21 protein-coding genes, 1 other RNA gene and 1 other annotated feature are annotated in these 22,732 nt (G+C 44.7%); of the genes, 4 read left to right on the top strand and 18 right to left on the bottom strand.

Going from position 1 to position 22,732, the window contains the following annotated elements; genetic code table 11:
* Nucleotides 1-512: 512 nt before the first annotated feature.
* The 7 genes from bioB to HWX64_RS18045 form a co-directional block, all read right to left on the bottom strand.
* A complete protein-coding gene (bioB, locus tag HWX64_RS18075) occupies nt 513-1,523 on the bottom strand; it encodes a biotin synthase BioB (protein ID WP_175990930.1) in 1,011 nt (336 codons plus the stop codon).
* Between the two features lie 21 nt (nt 1,524-1,544).
* A complete protein-coding gene (locus HWX64_RS18070) occupies nt 1,545-2,141 on the bottom strand; it encodes a biotin transporter BioY (protein ID WP_175990929.1) in 597 nt (198 codons plus the stop codon).
* Between the two features lie 153 nt (nt 2,142-2,294).
* Nucleotides 2,295-4,694: an ATP-dependent RecD-like DNA helicase gene (locus HWX64_RS18065; protein WP_175990928.1), complete on the bottom strand. Its 2,400-nt coding sequence runs from the start codon at nt 4,692-4,694 to the stop codon at nt 2,295-2,297.
* Nucleotides 4,695-4,712: 18 nt separating this feature from the next.
* Nucleotides 4,713-5,375: a lipopolysaccharide assembly protein LapB gene (locus HWX64_RS18060; protein ID WP_175990927.1), complete on the bottom strand. Its 663-nt coding sequence runs from the start codon at nt 5,373-5,375 to the stop codon at nt 4,713-4,715.
* A gap of 168 nt (nt 5,376-5,543) precedes the next feature.
* Nucleotides 5,544-6,659: a tRNA 2-thiouridine(34) synthase MnmA gene (mnmA, locus tag HWX64_RS18055; RefSeq protein ID WP_175990926.1), complete on the bottom strand. Its 1,116-nt coding sequence runs from the start codon at nt 6,657-6,659 to the stop codon at nt 5,544-5,546.
* 40 nt (nt 6,660-6,699) lie between these two features.
* Nucleotides 6,700-7,842: a cysteine desulfurase family protein gene (locus HWX64_RS18050; RefSeq protein WP_175990925.1), complete on the bottom strand. Its 1,143-nt coding sequence runs from the start codon at nt 7,840-7,842 to the stop codon at nt 6,700-6,702.
* A gap of 11 nt (nt 7,843-7,853) precedes the next feature.
* Nucleotides 7,854-8,273: a cysteine metabolism transcriptional regulator CymR gene (locus tag HWX64_RS18045; RefSeq protein WP_175990924.1), complete on the bottom strand. Its 420-nt coding sequence runs from the start codon at nt 8,271-8,273 to the stop codon at nt 7,854-7,856.
* 240 nt (nt 8,274-8,513) lie between these two features.
* Here HWX64_RS18045 and HWX64_RS18040 point away from each other — a divergent pair, with 240 nt between their 5' ends.
* Together HWX64_RS18040 and HWX64_RS18035 are read left to right on the top strand one after the other, a co-directional pair.
* Nucleotides 8,514-9,782: a replication-associated recombination protein A gene (locus tag HWX64_RS18040; protein WP_175991579.1), complete on the top strand. Its 1,269-nt coding sequence runs from the start codon at nt 8,514-8,516 to the stop codon at nt 9,780-9,782.
* A gap of 180 nt (nt 9,783-9,962) precedes the next feature.
* Nucleotides 9,963-10,682: a protein-glutamine gamma-glutamyltransferase gene (locus HWX64_RS18035; protein WP_175990923.1), complete on the top strand. Its 720-nt coding sequence runs from the start codon at nt 9,963-9,965 to the stop codon at nt 10,680-10,682.
* Nucleotides 10,683-10,777: 95 nt separating this feature from the next.
* Here the strand turns inward: HWX64_RS18035 and HWX64_RS18030 are convergent, their stop codons facing one another.
* From HWX64_RS18030 to HWX64_RS18010, 5 genes are read right to left on the bottom strand one after another with little or no spacing between them, the layout of a single operon-like run.
* Nucleotides 10,778-11,725, bottom strand: coding sequence for an ABC transporter permease (locus HWX64_RS18030; protein WP_175990922.1), 948 nt, complete (start codon nt 11,723-11,725; stop codon nt 10,778-10,780).
* A complete protein-coding gene (locus HWX64_RS18025; RefSeq protein WP_175990921.1) occupies nt 11,718-12,644 on the bottom strand; it encodes an ABC transporter ATP-binding protein in 927 nt (308 codons plus the stop codon). The genes HWX64_RS18030 and HWX64_RS18025 overlap by 8 nt, the downstream gene beginning before the upstream one ends.
* The gene (locus HWX64_RS18020; RefSeq protein WP_175990920.1) at nt 12,641-13,348 is read right to left on the bottom strand and encodes an ABC transporter ATP-binding protein; all 708 of its coding nucleotides are present in this window, start codon (nt 13,346-13,348) and stop codon (nt 12,641-12,643) included. Before HWX64_RS18020 ends, HWX64_RS18025 begins: the two co-directional genes overlap by 4 nt.
* A gap of 2 nt (nt 13,349-13,350) precedes the next feature.
* Nucleotides 13,351-13,716: a GntR family transcriptional regulator gene (locus HWX64_RS18015; RefSeq protein ID WP_175990919.1), complete on the bottom strand. Its 366-nt coding sequence runs from the start codon at nt 13,714-13,716 to the stop codon at nt 13,351-13,353.
* A 3-nt stretch (nt 13,717-13,719) separates the two neighbouring features.
* Entirely contained in the window at nt 13,720-14,499 is a 780-nt protein-coding gene (locus HWX64_RS18010) for a hypothetical protein (protein WP_175990918.1), read from the bottom strand.
* A gap of 148 nt (nt 14,500-14,647) precedes the next feature.
* Here HWX64_RS18010 and HWX64_RS18005 point away from each other — a divergent pair, with 148 nt between their 5' ends.
* Nucleotides 14,648-15,082: a hypothetical protein gene (locus HWX64_RS18005; RefSeq protein ID WP_175990917.1), complete on the top strand. Its 435-nt coding sequence runs from the start codon at nt 14,648-14,650 to the stop codon at nt 15,080-15,082.
* Between the two features lie 53 nt (nt 15,083-15,135).
* Here the strand turns inward: HWX64_RS18005 and HWX64_RS18000 are convergent, their stop codons facing one another.
* The 5 genes from HWX64_RS18000 to HWX64_RS17980 form a co-directional block, all read right to left on the bottom strand.
* Nucleotides 15,136-15,900: a ThiF family adenylyltransferase gene (locus HWX64_RS18000; RefSeq protein WP_175990916.1), complete on the bottom strand. Its 765-nt coding sequence runs from the start codon at nt 15,898-15,900 to the stop codon at nt 15,136-15,138.
* Between the two features lie 495 nt (nt 15,901-16,395).
* Nucleotides 16,396-16,581: non-coding RNA, 6S RNA (gene ssrS, locus HWX64_RS17995), on the bottom strand.
* 64 nt (nt 16,582-16,645) lie between these two features.
* Nucleotides 16,646-18,418: an aspartate--tRNA ligase gene (gene aspS / locus HWX64_RS17990; protein ID WP_175990915.1), complete on the bottom strand. Its 1,773-nt coding sequence runs from the start codon at nt 18,416-18,418 to the stop codon at nt 16,646-16,648.
* A gap of 39 nt (nt 18,419-18,457) precedes the next feature.
* On the bottom strand, nt 18,458-19,729 hold the full coding sequence (hisS, locus tag HWX64_RS17985) for a histidine--tRNA ligase (protein ID WP_175990914.1): 1,272 nt from the start codon (nt 19,727-19,729) through the stop codon (nt 18,458-18,460).
* Nucleotides 19,730-19,801: 72 nt separating this feature from the next.
* Nucleotides 19,802-20,032, bottom strand: a binding site (T-box leader).
* A 71-nt stretch (nt 20,033-20,103) separates the two neighbouring features.
* The gene (locus HWX64_RS17980; RefSeq protein WP_175990913.1) at nt 20,104-20,280 is read right to left on the bottom strand and encodes an RNA polymerase subunit sigma-70; all 177 of its coding nucleotides are present in this window, start codon (nt 20,278-20,280) and stop codon (nt 20,104-20,106) included.
* Nucleotides 20,281-20,461: 181 nt separating this feature from the next.
* Between HWX64_RS17980 and HWX64_RS17975 the strand changes: the two genes are divergently transcribed.
* Nucleotides 20,462-22,219, top strand: coding sequence for an SH3 domain-containing protein (locus tag HWX64_RS17975; RefSeq protein ID WP_175990912.1), 1,758 nt, complete (start codon nt 20,462-20,464; stop codon nt 22,217-22,219).
* 64 nt (nt 22,220-22,283) lie between these two features.
* Here the strand turns inward: HWX64_RS17975 and dtd are convergent, their stop codons facing one another.
* The gene (gene dtd / locus HWX64_RS17970) at nt 22,284-22,724 is read right to left on the bottom strand and encodes a D-aminoacyl-tRNA deacylase (RefSeq protein ID WP_175990911.1); all 441 of its coding nucleotides are present in this window, start codon (nt 22,722-22,724) and stop codon (nt 22,284-22,286) included.
* Nucleotides 22,725-22,732 lie beyond the last annotated feature (8 nt).

Below are 22,732 nucleotides of genomic sequence, written 5' to 3'. Positions count from 1 at the left end.
GGAATTCGAGCCTCCTCGGCATTGCCCGCGGGGTCTCGACTTTTCCTCTATTTCCCGTCGGAGTCAAGTGCCTTCCGCTCAAATCCACTCAAGGTTGTTAAAGGATTAGACCAATTTATCGAAATGAATATTGAATAATATTGGAAATCGTCTCTTACCTAACTTAATTGTAAAGTGAATTGATTGATTATGTGGTTGGACCATGATGTTCTTATATAGGATGATTCTTCAGAAAAGATTATCTTAAGTATGAACCGGTTCCAGCGGTTGATTGGAGTGCAAGACGAAGACTCCTGCGGGAAAAGCGAGACAGGTGAGACCCCGCAGGAGCGCATGCGACGAGGAGGCTCACCGGCAGCCCGCGGAAAGCAAAGTCTTGCACGGAAATCAATAGCGGTGTTATAAGAGCTATCACAGTATAAAGAATCTGTGATAACAAAAAAACGGGCAAAACCTGAGTTTCACCCGTTAGAATCGCTTTGTATCAATAGTCTGGACTGCGCAATTATTCTTTATTGATTCACCAGATCTTCCGCAGTGATTTCATTTGAATAGTCGATTTCGAAGCCGAGGTCTTTGAGCATTTGGTGATCGGCGGTTTCCTGCTGGCCGGACGTTGTCAGGTAGTCACCTACAAAGATTGAATTTGCAGGATACAATCCGAGTGGCTGAAGACTGCGCAGATTGACTTCGCGTCCCCCTGAGATCCTGATTTCCTTTGTAGGGTTGATGAACCTCATCAGGCAAAGGACCTTCAAGCAATATCTCGGATCGAGTTCATCTGTCCCCTCAAGAGGCGTTCCGTCGATTGCGTGAAGGAAGTTAACCGGTATTGAATCTGCATCAAGAACTTTCAGGCTTCTAGCCATATCCACTACATCCTGATAACTCTCTTTCATACCGACAATGATGCCTGAGCAAGGGGATATTCCTTGCTTTTTAGCCATTTCAACCGTATTCACACGGTCTTCATATGTATGGGAGGTAGTAATTTGCTCATGATGGTTTTCAGACGTATTAATATTATGATTGTAACGGTCTACGCCTGCTTCTTTCAGCTTTTGTGCCTGTTCTTCCTTTAACAGTCCGAGGCATGCACATACTTTCATGCTGTAGTTTTCCTTGATTTCTTTCACAGCAGAAACGACTTTATCCACGTCGCGGTTTGTAGGCCCGCGCCCGCTTGCAACGATGCAGTATGTTCCGACGTTAAGGTGATGTGCTTTCTGTGCGCCTTTTACTATCGTATCCTTATCCACCATCGCATATTTCTCAATCGGTGCTTTTGAGACGATGGACTGAGAACAGTAACCACAGTTTTCAGGACAAAGACCTGATTTGGTATTGATGATCATATTCAATTTCACTTTATTGCCATAATAATGTTTCCTGATATGATAGGCACTGTTCAAGAGCTCCAACAATTCCTCATCGGGACTCTGTAAAATCGATAATGCTTCCCCGTCGCTGATTTCTTTCCCCTCAAGAACTTCCAAAGCAAGACTCTTCCATGATTTACTCATAACATATCCCCCTAAATGTTATTATGCTGCGCGTTTCACATTTCTGAACGTGCTCTTTGACAGCACTGATTTCTCCAACCGGTGAGCCATGATCCCTGCACAAACTGCTAAAATGATATCCTTCGGCAGCGGAACAACCATCCATGACCATACCAAACCGTATGTCAAGCCATCCGGAGCTTGAGCCCAAAGCTTGTAAGCTGCATACATCCAATTGGTACCGACAATATAGTTGACGGCCATACCCACTAATGCTGCAATGACATAACCTTTTATTCCTTTATTCTTTTGAACGATCTTGCCTGTTATATAAGCTGTGAATATAAATGAAATGATGAAGCCGAATGTCGGGCTGACGATCGAGGAAAAACCTGCTCCGAATCGTGCGAAAACCGGTACTCCCACTAATCCGACCAAGGCATAGACAGCCATGGATATAGCTCCGATACGGCTCCCTAAAATCGCGCCAGCCAAAATCGCAAAAAATGTCTGGAGAGTGATGGGAACTCCTCCGATGACAAGGAATGGTACGAACGAGGTTATATTGGCGCCTACCGCCATAAGTGCCACAAACATACCAGCCAGTGTCAAATCAATGGTTCTAAGTTTTTTGTTCATGTCTCTCTTCCCCCAAGTTGAAAGTTATTTACTATTTAAGAATATCGTTCTCCACAACTTAATGTCAACCTAAAATTAATATAGGTTAACTTAAAAGATATAAAAAAGGTTAACAAAGAACAGACCTCATTCTTTGTTAACCAGATGAATTGATTATTCAACTTCCATGAAATCGTAAGGGGTGATGCCTTCCATCCCGATCATGGGGTCTTCCTTCATCAACGCTTCTCCCACTGTCAGATCGTCATTATTTTTATCATCCGCTTCATATTGATTCCCCTCCACCATGAGGGTGAGCTTTTCACTCAGTGTGGTTTTCCGAAGGAAATCGTCTTCTCTTTCCACACCGAGCTTAAATGCATCCAATTCACCGCAGAGGATCAGGAATTGTTTACTTCTGGTAATCGCGGTGTAAAGAAGGTTTCTGCGCAGCATACGGAAATAACTTTTCACGACTGGCAGAATGACAATCGGAAATTCACTCCCCTGGGATTTATGAATCGAACAGCAATAGGCATGGGTAATCTGCGTTAAGTCCTGCCTGGTGTAAGTGACTTCATTGCCCTCATAAGAGACGATGATCATGTCCTGTTTTTCCGTGTTTTCCTTTGCATAGAAAATCGAGACGATTTCCCCTATATCTCCGTTGAACACATTATTTTCAGGTTGATTAACGAGCTGCAGTACTTTATCTCCGATTCGATAATGAACGTCTCCGAAGGATATTTCTTTCCGCGTACCATCATTGCTGTTGAAGATTTCCTGCAGTAATTTATTCAAGTTATCAATTCCCGCAGACCCTCTGTACATGGGGGCAAGAACCTGTATATCCTTTGGGGTATAGCCTTTTTTCTTGGCGTTTTCGACTACCTTCCTGACGACTTCTGCAATTTGATTCGTCTGGCATGGAAAGAAGGACCGGTCTTTTTGCTGCTTCGTCAAATCTGCAGGGACTTTCCCTTTTTTCATATGATGCGCAAGCTCTATGATTGAGGAACCTTCTTCCTGCCGGTAAATATCCGTCAGCCTGACCGTAGGGACGACACCCGATTGAAGCATATCCTTCAATACCTGCCCCGGCCCCACTGAAGGCAGCTGATCTTCATCCCCAACAAAGATCACCTGAATGTCGTCCGGCAGTGCTTTCAACAATTGATGGGCAAGCCATGTATCGACCATGGACACTTCATCGACAATCAGGAGCTTTCCTTCTATTGCACGTTCTTCATCACTTTGAAAGCCTTCCTGTCCGTTCCAGCCCAGTAAGCGGTGGATCGTCATCGCAGGTATCCCTGTTGATTCGGTCATTCGTTTAGCCGCTCTGCCTGTGGGAGCAGTCAATAATACCGGAAACGGTTCATCTTTATAGTCTTTGGGATCAAGGGAACAACCGTGAAGATCAGCAAACAGCTCTACTATCCCATTGATGACCGTGGTTTTTCCTGTACCCGGTCCCCCGGTCAGCAGCAGCATCGGAGACATCAGGGCTGTCTCAATGGCTTCCCTCTGTGAAGGTGCATACTGGACGCCAAGCCGGTCCTCTAACGCACCCAATGACAGCAGAAACTCAGATTGAGGAAATTGATCTTCATATTGTTTTTGAGCCAATAGTTTCTCGATGCTTGTCACAATCCCTTTTTCAGAGAAATATAAAGAAGGGATATACACCTTTGAGCCTTCCCCGATCACCTTGCTTTCTTCCTCAAGTGAAACCAACTGACTGGATATCTCAGTATACTCGATTTTTTCCGGCTGGCTCTTTTCCAGCAATTCCTTTACCGTCACAATCAGTTCTTCCGCTTCAAGGTACACATGGCCCTGCTTTACGCATACTTGTTCTAGGGTATAAAGACATCCTGCCTTGATCCTGTCGGGATGGCTGCCGGTTATCCCGATTTTCGATCCCAGCTCATCCGCCCTTGTAAACCCGATTCCTTCAATGTCTTCGACAAGTTTGTATGGATTATTCTGAATGATCTCCAGCGCCTGTTCTTTGTATGCCTGGTAAACCTTCATGGAGATTTGCGGTCCGAACCCCAGATCATTCAATACAATCATCACTCGTTCCAAACCTTGATGTTCAGTCAAAGTATCATAGATGTTTTTTGCCTTATCCGGGGGAAGCTTAGGAACTTCATCCAATACGCTTGGGTTTTCAAGAATCTTTGAAATGGCATTTGCACCGATATGCTCTACAATCTTCTCCGCTGTTTTCTTCCCGATTCCCTTAAAGAGATCACTGGAAAGGTAATGGACGACACCCTGAGTTGTTTGCGGTATTTCTTTTTTGAAATGTTTCGCATGGAATTGCATACCGAATTTCGGGTGCTCTTGAAAGCGCCCGTAAAACACGTATGTTTCTTCCTCATGAATGCGGGGGAAATGTCCTGTGATGACCGCTTCCTTTTCTTCATAGGAATGATTCGTTTCATCCACCCGTATCCGGACAACGGTATAAAGATTTTCCTCATTATGAAAAATCGTCACAAGATGCCTGCCCTTGATATATATTTCTTCATCTCCAAACAGCTTCATAGAATCTTGCTGGCTCAAGGCTTATGAACCCCCTAACTATTCGCTCTTCATTTTCTCGATCATTTTGATTCCATATCCCGCAAGCATGTGATCCGGTTGAATTTTCACCGCTTTATTAAAATACTCCAATGCTTTGTCGGCATCATCTTTATATCCTGCGTAAGCCACTCCAAGGTTATAGTAGGCATCAGCATGCTCGGGATCCTTTTCGATCACTTTCGAAAGATGCCCGATTGATTCCTCATAGGCTTCTGCCTGCGCAAGGCTCAACCCGAGCTGAAAGCGTGCTTCGATGTCTTCTTCATTTAACTCCACGCTTCTTTGCAGGTAAGGAACGGCAAACTTAGGCTGCTCAAGGTTAACAAGGCTCACACCCAGCATGAAGTACACATCGGCATTTTCCATTCCTTTATTGACTGCTTTCTCGAATTGATTCTTAGCCGAATCATAATCTCCTTCATTGAAGAACAAATTCCCCAATGAATAGTAAGCTGCCGCCGCATTTTCATCGACCGCGATTGCTCTTTCAAAAAATGACTTTGCCTTGTCGCTGTCTCCAACTGACATGAGGACATTCCCGAAGTTGATATATCCGACTGGATCTTTCGGATTCTCTTCTATGGCTTCCGTGAATAGCTTGACGGCATCCTCCAGTTTCCCTTCCTGTAATAACTCGATTCCCTTTAAGTTTTTGTCCATTTTCAGCACCTCTATTATGTAATGTTTATATATCTTGATTCCCTATGTGATTTGTACTCAGTATAACACAGAGTAATAGAGCTAAATACTCGTAAAGAAAGGACTGAGATGAAGGAATACTTTACTCGCTTCTTCACAGTCCTTTTCACTATCCATATCAGGCCGGCATCAGCCGACATATGTCAATTTTTTCTCATCTTTGAAAATCGTATCGATTGTTCCTCCTCCGAGACATTCGTCACCATCATAGAAGACGACTGCTTGCCCCGGGGTCACCGCACGAAGAGGCTCGTCAAAAATCACTTTTACTTTCCCGTTTTCAAGCGGCATGACCGTAACGGAATTGTCTGCCTGACGATAGCGGAATTTAGCCGTGCATTTGAATTCTGATGGCTTTTCTCTGTTGGATGTCCAGTGCACATCCACTGCAAGAATCGAATCAGAATACAATGCGGGGTTTTCAAACCCTTGGCCGACATAGAGGACATTTCGTTCGAGATCTTTTCCGATGGCGAACCATGGATCTCCTGCACCGCCGATACCAAGTCCGTGGCGCTGGCCGATCGTATAATACATCAGGCCATCATGTTTACCCATGATTTTGCCATCCATCGTCTCCATATTCCCTGGCTGTGCCGGCAGGTAATTGCTTAGGAATTCCTTGAAATTCCTCTCACCGATAAAGCATATTCCGGTACTGTCTTTCTTGGATGCCGTCGCAAGCCCTGCTTCTTTGGCTATTTCCCGCACCTTTTTCTTATCGATGCCCCCAAGCGGGAACATGACTTTTTCAAGCTGTTCCTGACCAAGTTGATTGAGGAAGTATGTTTGATCTTTATTGTTGTCGACACCGCGGAGCATTTTATACTCTCCGTCGCGGTACTCAACCTGAGCATAGTGCCCTGTCGCAAGGTAATCGGCACCAAGCTTCATGGCATGCTCGAGGAATGCTTTGAATTTGATTTCTTTATTGCACATCACATCTGGATTTGGCGTTCTTCCAGCCTTGTATTCATCAAGGAAATAGGTGAATACCTTATCCCAATATTGTTTTTCAAAATTGACAGCGTAGTAGGGGATTCCGATTTGATTACATACCCGAATGACATCATTATAGTCTTCCGTCGCTGTACATACACCGTTTTCATCTGTGTCATCCCAGTTTTTCATGAAGATGCCGATGACTTCATAACCTTGCTCTTTCAGCAAAAGAGCCGCAACGGATGAATCCACACCGCCAGACATCCCGACGACCACTCTTGTATCCTTTGGATCCTTATTCATTTACGCCACCTCCTTTATTCTTTCTATCTATTCAAGGCACTTAAGAGATCAGTCTCTTGACCACCTTTGCAACTTCGTCTGCAGCCTGCACGATCTGTGCTTCTGTATTCCCGAGTCCAAAGCTGAACCTGATCGAGTTCTTTGTTCTTTCGGATTCATTCCCAAACATGGCAACCAATACATGCGAAGGTTCGATCGACCCTGCGGTACAGGCTGATCCGCTTGAAACGGCAATGCCCGACATATCCAGATTCATGAGCATTGATTCCACGTCTGTTCCAGGGAAGCTTAAGTTTAGCACATGGGGTAATCCGTGCTCAAGGGATCCGTTCTCATCGAATTCAACATTTTTTTCCATTAACTTTTTTCTAAATAAACTCTTGAAGCCTTCATACATTTCAACCTTATCTTTCCAGGAAATCTGAACAATCTCAACGGCTTTTCCCAATCCGGCAATCGCAGGAACATTTTCTGTCCCTGCACGTCTCTTGCGTTCCTGCTCGCCTCCAAATGAGCCCGGCATAAGATTTACGTTCTTATGGCAGTAAAGGAAGCCAACTCCTTTAGGACCGTTGATTTTATGGCCTGAAACGGATAGCATATCGACTCCAAGTTCCCTCACATCCATATTAAGCAATCCAAATGCCTGAACCGCATCCGTATGAAAATATGCACCGTGATCTTTCAAGGCCTGTCCGATCTCCTGAATGGGCTGAATCGTTCCAACTTCATTATTCCCATACATAACCGTAACCAAAATGGTGTCAGGACGAAGTGCATGTTCCAAATCATGCAGTGACACCCTTCCTGATTCATCAACTGGCAGGTATGTTACGTCAAAACCTTCCTCTTCCAGATGCTTACATGCATGAAGGACAGCGTGATGCTCAATTTGGGTTGTGATGATATGATTCCCTTTAGACTTATTTGCATGTGCCGTACCGATTATGGCTAAATTATCCGCTTCTGTTCCGCCGCTTGTAAAAATGATATCGTTATAATCCGCATTTAAACTGCGGGCAATTTTCGTACGTGCCTGATCCACAAGATGACGGGCGGAACGACCAAAGGAATGAATGCTTGACGGGTTCCCGAATGTCTCTTTCATGACAGAAGACACTTCTTCTATCACGTCGGCATTCATAGGTGAAGTAGCGGCATGATCCATGTAAATCCTATCCATCTCAGTACCTCCTAGATATAAAACATATAAGCATCGGATTCTCCATCATCCGAATGACTGGCTAAGTCTTCTATCGTTGTATTATCCAATACATCCTTGACCGCATCACGTATACGAATCCATAACTCACGCTTTGCAGGCTCTTCATCTTCAATTCCTTCCACAGGACTGATCGGCCCCTCAAGAATACGGATGATATCCCCGGCTGTGATCTCGGACGGTTCATGTCCAAGTACATAACCGCCATAAGCTCCGCGGATACTTCTCACAAGTCCGCCGTTACGCAGCGGAGCCACCAGCTGCTCGAGATAATGTTCCGAAAGCTCATGCTGCTGAGCAATTGTTTTCAGAGAAGTCGGCCCTTCCCCGTGACGTTTCGCCAATTCAATCATGATCGTCAAGCCATAACGGCCTTTAGTAGATATCTTCATTTTCCTGCACCTCTTAAATTCATATATTAAACATTCATTAGACGTAATCGTATGCGTAAATCGTAATCTGTTGATATATGTTTTATCATTTATTAACCTTAGTCATTATAGCATATCCGTACATGGGCTGTGAAAGGGATCGTTTGCTTCCGCTGCAGACGGAATCATTTCCTAATAAACTCCGCCTGTGATAAAGTAAAAGTAATCGAGAACACCAGTTTGGAGAGATATGATATGGCTATTAAACCACTTGCCTTTAAAATGAGGCCGAGAACAATAGATGAAGTAATCGGTCAGCAGCATTTAGTGGGAGAAGGAAAGATCATCGACCGGATGGTAAAGGCTAAACAGCTTTCTTCCATGATTTTATACGGCCCGCCCGGAATCGGAAAAACATCGATAGCCAGCGCCATTGCCGGAAGTACGAAATATAGGTTCAAAACATTGAACGCCGTCACAAATAATAAAAAAGATATACAAATCGTAGCAGAAGAAGCCAAAATGTCCGGGAAAGTGATCCTTCTGCTCGATGAAGTTCATCGTCTTGATAAAGGAAAGCAGGATTTCCTGCTTCCCTATCTTGAAAACGGGATGATTACCTTGATCGGTGCAACAACGAGCAATCCGTATCATGCCATAAATCCCGCGATCAGAAGCAGATGCCAGATATTCGAACTTAAGCCTCTTACAGTTGATGAAATGAAAACAGCCATATACAGGGCGATCGAAGACAAAGAGCGTGGATTGGGCGACTATACTCTCGACATTTCGGATGAAGCCGTCCTGCACTTTGCAAGCAGCAGTAATGGTGATGTGAGAAGCTCCCTGAACGCATTGGAGCTCGCAGTCCTATCCACAACCGCCGATGCGGATGGTACGATTCACATCGATGTCGGCATAGCAGAGGAATGCCTGCAAAAGAAAAGCTTTACTCATGATAAAGACGGCGATGCCCATTATGATGTATTGAGCGCGTTTCAAAAATCAATACGGGGAAGTGATGTGAATGCTGCCCTTCATTATCTAGGGCGATTGGTGGAAGCTGGTGACTTGCCGAGCATTGCACGACGATTGCTCGTCATCGCCTATGAAGATATCGGCCTTGCCAACCCGTCAGCGGGATCAAGAACGCTTGCGGCAGTTGAAACGGCTGAAAAAATCGGGTTTCCAGAAGCGCGGATCCCCCTGGCAAATGCAATCATCGAACTCTGCCTGTCCCCAAAATCCAACTCGGCCATCCTGGCCATCGATGGAGCACTTGCTGACATACGGAAAGGGAAAAGCGGGGAAGTTCCCGATCATTTGAAAGATGCCCATTACAAAGGGGCAAGTGAACTGGGCAGAGGGATAGAGTATAAATACCCTCATGATTACGAATCCGGCTGGGTGCCGCAAACCTATCTGCCGGACCGGTTAAAAAATGTCCGGTACTATACCCCTAAATCGACCGGTAAATTTGAGCAGGCCATTGCAGGGGTTTATGAAAAGATCAATAAGCAAATGAAATAGCCGTTATTGAGCCAGGCCTTTACTTGAGGTCTGGCCCTTTTATTCAAAAAATGAGTAAGCGGCAAGAATGCGCCCATACCGGCGTGTGCATCACCTTCATTCCCTTCTGCCCCTCCCAAAAAGTTCCCCATCGGGCACCCCTCACATACACTGATAAAAAAATCCGCGGAGGTCCTGCCGATGATCATACTGAAAGACGGCTCTGCCATCAGCAGCTTAAAAGGGTTGTCTCCTACAGAATCCATGATCCTGATTGCAATTGAAAAAAGCAAGATCCGCTATGAATATAACAACCTGAAAGAACTTGCGTTTGAATTAAAGGTAAGAGAACGAATCATCATGAACAGCAGATTATTAAACAGCAGTGCGGCGGCATTCGCCACCTTTCCCAATTCTACTTTTAACCCTTACTACTGGATTAAAACGATGAACGGGTACAGGTTGCGTGCAGGCAGGCGTCCCTCAGCTGCGATAAGGGATATCTTTGAAAATTCATACCTGTACAGTTTTGAATGTGTGACAGCCATCGTCCTGATTTATTACAAATCCATACTCGATACAATACGGCCCGAATATTTCGACCGCCTCTATTCACCTATGCTCATTTGGGGACATAACTTCAACGATGCGATGCATATGGTGACGTATGAAGGTATAGACAATATACCGGGGGATGTCTATTACTTCTCAAACCCTGATTATGAAGATCCTATCTGGATGGGAGAAAATGCCGTCTTCTTGGAGTACAATCAATACTTCGGACATGGTATCGGGATCGTCACACATAGCAAAATGATCGAAGCGCTGAATACGCTGCGAAGGTTGAATGCTGTAAGGTCAGCCTTCCAATTAGACCAGACTACCAGACTTGATTTCTCAGAACTATATAAGTACTCATAAAAAATGACGGTCTTCATCAAGACCGTCATTTTTAAGTATGTTTAAGCAGCCATCAACAGGCTTACTTTATAAAACAGACAGACCCGTTCGCTTTTCTAAGCCGCTACGTCCCTCTTCTTGAACACGAAGAACGATAGAAGCTGGAAGATGGCAAAGTAAATGATCAGCATGGTGATAGAAAAGCCCATGGTCATCCCTTCTACCAGCGGCTGACTGAAGCCAGTATACTGAGTCAGGTCAGTGTTCGCAAACAAGCTGTATTTAGCCCAATCAAACTTCAGGGCAAGTAATCCTGTGGCGTTTGCTCCCATGAACAACAGGAATAAAGAGATCCCGATCGCAAGGGAAGAGCTTCTGAAGACAGTCGAAATCATGAATGCCATCGTGGCCATCATCGTCACATCGATCGACTTCAATAAATAGGTTTTGATCAGGTATCCAATCATATTCTGCTCGACCACTTCACCATCAATATAAGCCAGATGAACAGATTGGCCGGTGCCGCCGAATAGAATCAGACCCACCAGGAAAGAGACTGCGAAAAGTATCGCAAGCATTGTCGCACCGTAAAGGATGACGGTGATATATTTTGAAAGCAATATCTTCGTCCTGGAAATCGGGCGGATCAATAACAGCTTGATTGTACCCCACGAAAATTCACTTGCCACGATGCCAGCTGCCACAATGATTGCAAACAAGCCGACGAGTGTCACGGCAAAGCCATTCGTTTCTACAAAGGTCCAAACCGTTTCTTTCGAAGTTGGTGCTATATCGTTTTCGATTCTATACTCATTGAGGGCAATATTTTGTTCAAACATGCTTTTACTGTATTTATTCATTCCGTCCTGGGACAAAGCTTGTTTATCGCCCTCGATTTGCATGGACAGCTCCTGTTTCCAGTTATCGGATTCTTTCACTTTTGAGTCCTCATATTTCTCAAATGCACCTACTACTCCGATGATCAGGATCAACAGACCGAGCATGACCCAGGTGCCGACCCGCTTGAAGATTTTCATCCATTCATTCTTAATCAGACTAAGCATGCATGACCTCTCCCTTCTCATTTGTGATCTCCAGGAAGCGGTCCTCTAATGTCTTCGCAACCTGCATAACGCTGTAGATTTCCACTTCGTTCTCCACGAATGCTTTAATCAGATGTGGAACCTGTTCTTTTGTAATGCCTGTTTGCAGCTTGTTATTTTTCACCTCGAACACAAGGGAAGGGTTGAAGCCGTTTATGACAGCTCGAGCCTTCTCTTCATCATTCACTTCAAATTGATAAACAAGCTCTTTCCCGTCCACAAAATCACGCACAGTCTGCACATCGACAAGTTTTCCTTTTTGAATGATCCCTATTCGGTCGCACATCATCTCCATTTCGGAGAGAAGATGACTGGATACGATGACAGCCATGCCTTCTTCTTGTGCCAGCTTCCGGATATAGGCACGGATTTCACGGATACCTGCGGGGTCCAATCCATTGGTCGGTTCATCCAATATCAGGATTTTCGGTCTGTGCAACAAGCACTGGGCCAGGCCGAGCCGCTGTCTCATTCCAAGGGAATATGTCTTGACCTTATCGTTAATCCGATCGGTCAGGCCAACCAGTTCGACCACTTCCTTGATTCGTTCTTCTGTTATCCCTTTCTGCATCCGTGCGAAATGCTGGAGATTTTTATATCCGGACATAAATTTATAAAGCTCCGGATTCTCGACGATCGCTCCCACAGATGCTATCGCCCCTTCGAAGTCTTTCTTGATGCTTTTACCTGAGATCAGTACATCCCCCTGGGTTATGCTCATCAGTCCGACAATCATTCTGATCGTCGTCGTTTTCCCGGCTCCATTCGGTCCCAGAAACCCAAATACTTCTCCCTCATACACATCAAAAGAAAGGTCATCTATGATCTTTTTTCCCTTAATGACTTTTGACACGTTTTGTAATTTTACAATCGTATTCATTCTTCCCTACTCCCTTCAGCTGTCGTTTTCTTCAACCATTGAAGCACTGATAAACCTTCTTCTTCCCTCAGCTTCTCCACGTCGCAATGACCTTCGATCCTGCCATTGTGGATGATATAGGCTTCATCCAGGATCGCTTCGATTTCATCGATCTCGTGCGTGGCGATGATGACCGTCTGACTGCCAAAGTCGATGTATGAAATCAGGCTCTTCACGATCGAATCCCTCACCATCGGATCCAGACCCGAAAATGGTTCATCCAGGAGAAGCACCTCTGTATTACGTGACAGGGTCAAGATAAGTTTCAATCTTCCACGATTTCCCTTTGATAAATGTTTAATTTTTTTATTTCTATCCAATTCCATGAATTCTGACAGCTCATATGCTTTCTTCCTATCAAAGTCTGTGAACTGCGAAGCATAGAAGGAGATCATGTCATCAACGGTGAACACTTCGTAGAACATATCCAGCTCTGTCAAATAAGCGACTTTATCCGCAATCTTCCTGGTTACTTCCTCTTCGTTCAAGGTTACTGTCCCGCTGCTCGGAATCACCAGGCCGGCAATCATCTTCAGAGTGGTTGATTTACCACTGCCGTTAGGACCTAACAATCCGTAAATCTTCCCTCTATTAAATTGAAGCGTAGTGTTTTCAAGTGCCGCTCCATGACCATATTTTTTTGTCACCTCTTGAAACCGGATCACGTCTATTCCCCCTTCCCATACTTTTCAAGGCTTTCGATCATTTGCTGCTTCGACAGGCCGAGTTCTTTCATGTTGCGGATGAATTGCTCGACCACTTCTCTTTGGACTTTCTCATTCAAAATTGATAGAATTTCCTCATTTTCAGTCACAAACGTCCCCTGCCCTCTCCTTGTCTCCACAATGTCCATCCTTTCTAATTCACTGTACGTTCTTTGAATCGTATTCGGATTTACGCCGGACTGGATCGCCATCTCCCTTACGGAGGGAAGCTTATCTCCCGGATTCAATTCTTTTCTTACGATTTCCCGGATGATGCGGTCTGCTATTTGTACGTATATGGGCTTTGATGCTGTATATTCTTCTGTCATACCTTACACCTCGACTTTACGGTCTAATAACCAGCAGGAAATGATGAATAAAGAGACCATGACAAGCCCTTCAAAGGCAAAGGGAAGGACGGGGAACGGAATGATTTCACTGTAAAATCCTGCATCGGCATTTTTCTGCCCCACCGAAAAAGCAAAGCCTGCAGGGACGTCGATCGTCCACGCTTCAAAAAGATCCTTCACCCAGTCAAAGCTCATCAACATCGCTGTTATGCTTTGATAGACAATGATAAACCCCAAGATGAACAGCCATCTTATGTTTTTGATGGCAGGGAATTTACCCAGTGCGTGATAAAGCGTCCAAAAGAAGAAAATCCAAACGGAAAAGTTAATTGCGGCGACAGATATCCCAAGATTGAACAAAATCGCTTCCTTAAACGGCCAATAGGAAAAGAAGTTCGCTGAATCCGGCAGGCCTGCGAGACTGAGGACCCCAAGGATATCGACCACAATGAAAGATAAGGTTGAATAAATGAAGGCAAGGATCAATTTCGGCACGATCAGTTTAAAGCCGCTTTGTGGACTGTGAAGCCACAGCTGGGTCTGCCCTTCCACCCTGAGCATCGAGAATAAGATGACAGGCATGACGGCAAGATGAAAGATACCGAGCATAATGACAAACACAACCACAACAGTCGGTTCGCCTGTCACCCTGCCAAGTATCAGCCCCAATGCATAAATGAATAAGATAATGGCGATCCAGCCGTAAAACCATATCCTTGATGTTTTAAAATCTTTCCACAGAAGCCCTTTAAATGCGCTCATATCCGACTCTCCCTAAAGTGTTTTAGTGTTCTAGTTAGATAGTACACTATGACACGTTTAGAAGTCAATCCTTTTTACATAAAATGGGTTCATTTAATTTATTTGTTGTGTAAAGCTATAGTAAAGAGCAAATGCAGGGAGGGATATCATGAAATCTTCAAGGAAAGGCTGGACAGAACCCGAGGAAAAACTGTTGGTTGACACAGTAGATTCTTTTACGGGAAAGGGACTTTCAAAGAAAGCTGCATTTGAGGAAGTAGCAGCGAAAATAAACCGTACAACGGCGACTTGTTCTCATCATTATTATGCCATCCGGAAAAAGAAAGCACCGTCCTCAGACGGTGCTCCCTTAACTCTGCATGATTGTATTCATTTCCTGAAAAACATGCAGCATCCTGATTCCCTAGCCGGGGAAAATCAAAGGCTGCAGAAAGAAAAGAAGGAGCTCCTTCATGCTCAGAAAGAGTTGAAGGTCAGATATGAGAGTCTCCTGAAAAAACAGAAGAAGATGCAGCAGATGCTCTCGATCCTCAAAGAAGCAGAGCGGTACGGGGAGCCTTCCCCTAAACCCATTATCCATTGATACTCTAAAAAAGAATGGCCCGTCTTCTCGATCGAGAACGGGCCTTTCTTCTCTTATTTATCTTTCACTCGTTTAATTTCAATATCCTTCAACAACTGATTCACTGCATAACTTGCCTGGATCAATCCTGCCACGGATGGAACAAAGGCATTGGAAGACGGCGGCATCTGTGCCTTCCTGATCTTGGCATCGTCTTTCCCGACTTCCTTCCGTACATCTTCACGGATGACAATCGGACTTTCATCCGAAAATACGACAGGAACACCTTTCTTGATTCCTTCTTTCTTCAAACGTGTACGGATGACTTTCGCAATCGGGTCCGTGTGCGTTTTACTGATATCGGCAATCTGGAAGCGGGTCGGATCTGTTTTATTTGCCGCACCCATGCTTGAGATCAAAGGTATATCCCTTTTCAGGCATTCTTTCATGAGATGGATTTTGTATGCGATCGTATCGGAAGAATCAATCACAAAGTCCAAGCCGTGACTGAAAAACTCTTCATATGTTTCTTCTGTATAGAACATCTTCAGGGAGATGACTTCACATTCAGGGTTAATATCTTTTATGCGGTCGCGCATCAGATCGGCTTTAGGCTTTCCTACAGTGGAAAGGAGTGCATGGATCTGGCGGTTTACATTCGTGATATCCACATCGTCTTTATCCACCAGCACGAGGCGGCCAACACCGGAACGTGCCAATGCTTCTGCTGCAAAAGAGCCCACTCCGCCGATTCCCAGAACGGCAACGGTGCTGTTCTTGAGAATATCGAGTCCTTCCTTTCCGATTGCTAATTCATTTCTGGAAAACTGGTGTAGCATTCGATCAACTCCATTATAAGTATTCAACTAGGTTTATACTGAATTAGAATAAAGGATAGCAGGGGGAAAATCAACTTGAAATCTTTTCTGAGCTTTGCTTTCTATTGCCGCTATTGATTTCCGTGCAAGACTTCGCTTTCCGCGGGTAGCCCGTGAGCCTCCAGACAGATTCCCGTGGGATTAACTGTCCAGCTGCAGGGCTTAGAGACACATGTCATAAGCCAACCCGACCAAGAAGGCAAAGAACGCCTTCACGGCCGATTCGTCTTATGCCACACGTCTCTGAGCAAAGCCCTTCCGCTTTTCTGATAGGAGTCTTCGTCTTGCACTCCAATCAACCGCTGGAGTCAGCTTAATATGAACAATACACTTCTATTTTACTTCAACTATCTTTACTGTACTTCATAACACTCAATATTTTTTCAATTTAACACATAAAAAAACCAGGCAGCCCGCCTGGTTTTTATTCAAATATGATTATTTAAATAGAAGTAAACAAGTCCCAATCGTGCCGTCGCTGCGATTCCTTCGTTTTGAACCCGCTCTCGGCAGGTGGGTGCTTTGCTCTGCTAGTTGTTAGTCCTCGCTGAGGCATGAACGCGTAACAGAAACGACAAGCTCCCAAAGTTTTAAGTGTTCGGTCAAAACTATCAGGGTTAACGTCGTACACATCAGGACTCGTTTGTGATTGTTTAAATCATACCATAAGATTTTTGAATTTTCAATGAACTACCCTTAGGAATTTTTACTCATTCTCAACGTCAAGCGATAAAGACAATTCCTTTAATTGAGCTTCACTGACTCCGCCTGGTGCTTCCGTCAACAAGCAGCTTGCACTTGCTGTTTTAGGGAAGGCGATTGTATCGCGTAAATTTGTACGTCCTGCAAGAAGCATAACAAGACGGTCTAAACCTAGTGCGATCCCGCCGTGAGGAGGCGTGCCATATTCAAATGCTTCCAATAAGAAGCCGAATTGCGCCTCTGCTTCTTCTTTGGAGAATCCGAGAACCTTGAACATTTTTTCTTGAATGTCGCGTTCATATATACGAAGCGATCCCCCGCCAAGTTCGTATCCATTCAGAACAAGATCATATGCTTCAGCACGGACCTCTGCAGGGTTGGAATCAAATTTTTCGAGATCTTCACGGACCGGCATTGTGAACGGATGGTGTGCTGCGTAATAACGGTTTTCTTCTTCATCGAACTCAAGAAGCGGCCAATCCGTCACCCATAGGAAATTGAACTTACTCTCATCAATCAGTTTAAGCTCTTTTCCTAATTTCAAACGCAACGCACCCAATGCATCAGCAACGACTGATTTTTTATCAGCTACGAATAGAAGCAGGTCTCCTGTTTCAGCCTCAGCCGCAGCAGAAATTTGAGTCGCATCTTCTCCACTCACAAATTTGGAAATCGGGCCTTTCAAGCCTTCATCTTCGACTTTGAGCCACGCAAGTCCTTTCGCACCATATCGGGAAACGAATTCAGTCAATGCATCTATGTCTTTACGTGAATACTGAGATGCAGCACCCTTGACGTTAATCAGCTTTACCTGACCGCCGGATCCGACGGCACCGGAGAAGACTTTGAATCCGGAATCCTTCACGATTTCCGACACATCGATAAGTTCCATTGCGAATCTGGTATCAGGCTTATCCGAACCATAACGGCTCATCGCATCATCATATGTCATACGCGGAAATGGTGTTTCAATGTTTACACCTTTTGCGTCGTTCATAAGCTTTTTCATCATATCTTCGACCAGGGCCAAGATTTCATCCAGCTCCATGAAACTCATTTCCATATCGATCTGAGTGAATTCCGGCTGGCGGTCTGCCCGAAGGTCCTCATCACGGAAACAGCGAACAATTTGATAATACCGGTCAAACCCGGATACCATCAGTAATTGTTTGAAGATCTGCGGAGACTGAGGGAGTGCATAGAATTCTCCTGGATGTACCCGGCTTGGCACTAAATAATCACGAGCCCCTTCTGGAGTGCTTTTTGTCAGAATAGGTGTTTCGATATCCAAGAAGCCGTTATCGTTTAAAAATGTACGGAAAGATGTCGTGACATTGTGACGCATCTTAAGGGTGTCGGCCATAGCAGAGCGTCGAAGATCGATATAGCGGTATTTCAAACGGACATCTTCCGACACTTCCATTTGGTCATCGATCATGAATGGAGGTGTTTTCGCTTCATTGATGATTTCTACCTTATCAACCTGAATTTCGACTTTACCGGTCTTCAGATTAGGGTTGACTGTACCCTCTGCTCTTTCCACTACCGTACCGGATATGCTCAAAACATATTCATTACGGATTTTTTCTGCAAGAGCAAGCGCCTCTTCAGATAGATCCGGATTGAATACAGCCTGTACGATTCCTTCTCTGTCCCTAAGGTCGATGAAAATCAATCCGCCCAGGTCTCTTCTCTTTTGGACCCACCCTTTGATGGTCACTTTTTCACCGATGAACGATTCCGTTATTTCACCGCAGTAAGCTGTTCTTTTTGTCATCTTGTTCTCCTCCTTGATGAATTCCTTCATCCTTTTCTATTAGGATAATTTTTCTTTTATCGTATCGACAAACTGGTCAAGGCTGACTTCTTCTTGTTCTCCAGTCGCCATATCTTTTAAATTAATCTTGTTTTCTTTCAGCTCATCGTCACCGATGACTGCGACATATTTGGCCTGATGCCGGTCTGCTGCTTTAAACTGGGCTTTCAGCTTGCGGTCAAGATAGTCCTTCTCTGAAGAAATACCTTCTCTTCTTACAGTGTGAAGCAGCTTCACTGCATAGTCTTTTGCCTCATCACCAAGGGACACGATAAAGAGATCGATTCCTTCGTCAATTGGCAGTTCCACACCTTCAGCATCCAAAGCCGACAATAGTCTTTCAATACTGAATGCAAAGCCGATCCCAGGTGTTTCAGGTCCGCCTATCTCCTGTACAAGTCCGTTATACCGCCCGCCTCCGCAAAGCGTCGTGATTGCCCCGAAACCTTCAGCATTACTCATGATTTCAAATGCCGTGTGATTATAATAATCCAGTCCCCGTACAAGTGTCGGATCCACTTCGAACTCTACATCCATGTCTTTCAGATAGCGCTGAACTTTCTCAAAGTACTCTTTCGATTCCTCATTTAAATATTCAAGGATTGACGGGGCTGTCGCCATCAATTCGTGATCACGGTCTTTTTTGCAATCCAATATCCGCAATGGGTTTTTCTCAAGTCTGTTCTGGCAGTCTCCGCAGAATTCATCGATTCTTGGTTTGAAGTGATTGATAAGGGCCTCTCGGTGAGCATTTCGGCTTCCTGAATCACCGAGGCTGTTGATGACCAGCTTTAACTGTTTCAACCCTAGTTCTTTGTATATGCTCATTGCCAGGGAGAGCACTTCCGCATCGATTGCCGGATCCTCGCTCCCAAGAGCCTCGACGCCGAACTGAACGAACTGCCGGTAGCGTCCAGCCTGAGGTCGTTCGTATCGGAACATCGGCCCTGAATAATATAGCTTCACGGGCTGGCTCGGATTCCCGAACATCTTATTACCGACAAAGGATCTTACGACAGATGCCGTTCCTTCAGGGCGAAGTGCAAGACTTCTTCCCCCCCTGTCTTCGAACATATACATTTCTTTTTGAACAATGTCCGTCGTATCCCCGACGCCTCTTGTAAATAGTTCACTTGATTCGAAAATGGGTGTGCGAATTTCTTTATATTGATAGGCATGACATAGATTTTTCGCCACTTCCTCTACGTACTGCCACTTTTCCACATCTCCAGGCAGAATATCCTGTGTGCCTCTTGGTATTTGAATGGACAAGTTGAATTCCTCCTTCAATGAAACTAACTTTTTATGTAAATAAAAAAAGCCCTCGATCCCTTGTCATAAATAACAAGGGACGAGAGCTGTTATTCCCGTGGTGCCACCCTAATTGAGGTCCCATAAAGACCTCCACTTAAGCCAGTTAACGCCTGGTACGTTCATCTCCTACTAGTATCCGTTCAGAGCGAAACCTTCCCGAGTGTTCATTCACTAAGGCACTTTGCAGAATGCTTTCAGCCGCGGCATTTCCTCTCTTATCCAAGTGTTTGCTTAGTTACTGTTCTCGATCATCGGTTTTATAAAATGTTATTTTATTTCTATAATGATACGTATGGCACAAGTTCATGTCAAGAGTCTGAATGAAAATTCTCTCAGGATCTTTCCAATTTCTTTTTCAATAACTTGACTTCCCTTAAGGAAAGACCGAATTCAGAAGCGAGCTCCACGTTCATCGCATCTTTCTCCCGCTCTACAAAATGATGAAAATTCACCCCGAACAACTGATTTTCTCCATTGGCACTCATAAAGTTTTTATCACTGGACCTCATGCAGACCATCCTTTCAACCATTCATATCTACTATCATTTCCAAATACCCAAATTTCTTTCGTCATGGAGGAATTTTAATTTTTTTATCGTATTTAACGGTAATGGGGATTTTCATCGGATGAAATAAAAGTTGCAGAAAAATCTCCGATAATAAATGAGTAAGAAAAATCAACAGAAGGTGGTGAAGGCAATTAAAAGAATAACAGCAGTCATCCTGGCATTATTATTGATTTTCCCTTTTCAACCGTTGACTGATTCCTACGTTCATGCCGAGGAAGGAAAAGTGTCCATTAGTACGGCAACGCTGAATGTCCGTACCGGTCCTGGCCTTAGTTATCCAGTCCTGACACAAGTACATAGAAATCAAACGTTCAATATTGTTGAAACGAAGCGGGACTGGTACAAGATTTCTACAGAAGATGGAGAGGGCTGGGTGGCGGATTGGCTCGTCACCCGTGTATCGAATGGCGTTGTAAATGAATCGGGTGAGCATGGAACCGTAAGTACCAATGGTCTGCGGTTAAGAAAAGGTCCGAGCACCTCCGAGGCAGTCGTCACAGTACTGAACAAAGGGGACAAGGTCACAATTTCCGAATCCAGAGGAAACTGGCTTTCCGTAAAATCCGGGAATGCAGACGGATGGGTCCATAATGATTACGTGGATCTGAACGGCCAATCAAGTTCATCTGCTTCTTCCCCAAAAAAACAGGAAGCGAAGCAGGGAGTGATTACTGCGGGCACATTAAACGTCAGAAAATCACCATCACTTCAGAGCCCCATTGCGGGGGCAGTCCACAGAGGCAACACCATATCGATCACGGGCAGTGTCTCCGGATGGTACGAAATTCAATTTGGAAATGCGAAAGGCTGGATATCTGATAACTACGTTGAAATATCCAGCACTCCAGCAGCAGCACCTTCCTCTTCTTCAGAGTTTACAGGAATGATAACTGTGAATTCGTTAAATGTAAGAAGTGAGGCTTCTTTAAACGGCAGCATCATCGGCAAAGTGAATAAAGGGGAGAAATACCCTATATTGAATGACCGGAATAATTGGGTTCAAATCAAACTTTCCAGCGGTAAATCTGGTTGGATTGCCGGTTGGTTCGTTCAAAAAACCGTTGCTGAAGAACAGAAAAAATCGAGCTCCGCCTCACAGTCTGCAGGTGAAAAAGTGACCATACTCCATAATGGGACAAATATCAGAAGAAGTGCCGATGTTCAGTCTGGAGTCGTCAAGCGGGCGAACAGCGGAGAAACCTTTCCTGTCACAGACAAAACAGGGGACTGGTATGAAATCAAAATGGAAGATGGAACGACCGCTTATGTGGCTGGATGGATCGTATCCATAAGAACGGGCAATGGCTCTGAGAGCTCCCCTTCCAGAAACACAAGCGGAGGGATAAATGACAAAGTCATCATCATCGACCCCGGACATGGAGGCCGTGACAGCGGTACGATCGGTACACGGGGGACGCTTGAAAAGCTGATTACAATGAAAACGGGACAACTGCTTGCCGATAAGCTCAGAAGCGCGGGTGCGGAAGTCGTCCTCACAAGGAAAAACGATGAATATGTGTCACTTCCGTCGCGTGTATCACTGTCACATTATTATGATTCGGATGCGTTTATCTCCATCCACTTCGACAGCATCTATGACACAAGTGTCGCAGGGCATACTACTTTTTATAATAAAAGCTATCAAAAGGATCTGGCTTACGACGTGCATGAGAGCCTTGCAAGCCGGCTGCCATCAAGAGACCGCGGTGTCCGTTTAGGCGATTATCATGTCATCCGCGAAAATAAACAGGCTGCCATCCTGCTCGAATTAGGATTTTTAAGCAATCCTGCCGAAGAAGCGAATATGACTTCACATTATTATCAAGATTTGGCTGCAACAGCCATCTATCATGGGCTGAATGACTATTTCTCTAATTGAAGGTCCTGAGCCTCGATACCAATAAATGAAAAAGCTGCCCCACACGGAGCAGCTTTTTCATTAGTTATTTACTTTCCAGGATCAGTGTGACAGGTCCGTCGTTTGTTAATTTGACATCCATCATTTCACCGAACACACCTGTTTGCACCTTTACACCTTTTTCTTCCAACAATCGATTGAAATGTTCATAAAGTGGGAGAGCATGATCGGGTTTTGCTGCCTCCATGAAATTCGGTCTTCTGCCTTTTCGGCAGTCACCATATAATGTGAATTGAGAAATGGATAAAATGTCACCCTCTACATCAAGCAGGGAGTGATTCATCTTTCCGTCTTCATCCTCAAATACTCTTAGATTCACCACTTTATCCGCTATATAGCGGGCGTCTTCTTCTGTATCTTCATGGGTGATGCCCACAAGCAGAACAAAGCCTGACTGAATCCTTCCGGTCACTTCTCCCCCGACAGTCACAGAGGCTTCTTTACTTCTCTGCAGGACGACTTTCATGAAAGAAA

The sequence above is a fragment of the Bacillus sp. Marseille-Q1617 genome (assembly GCF_903645295.1).
Classification (GTDB): Bacteria; Bacillota; Bacilli; order Bacillales; family Bacillaceae_B; genus Rossellomorea.
Note: the sequence above shows the minus strand (reverse complement) of the source record. Positions and strands in the feature narration are given on the sequence as shown.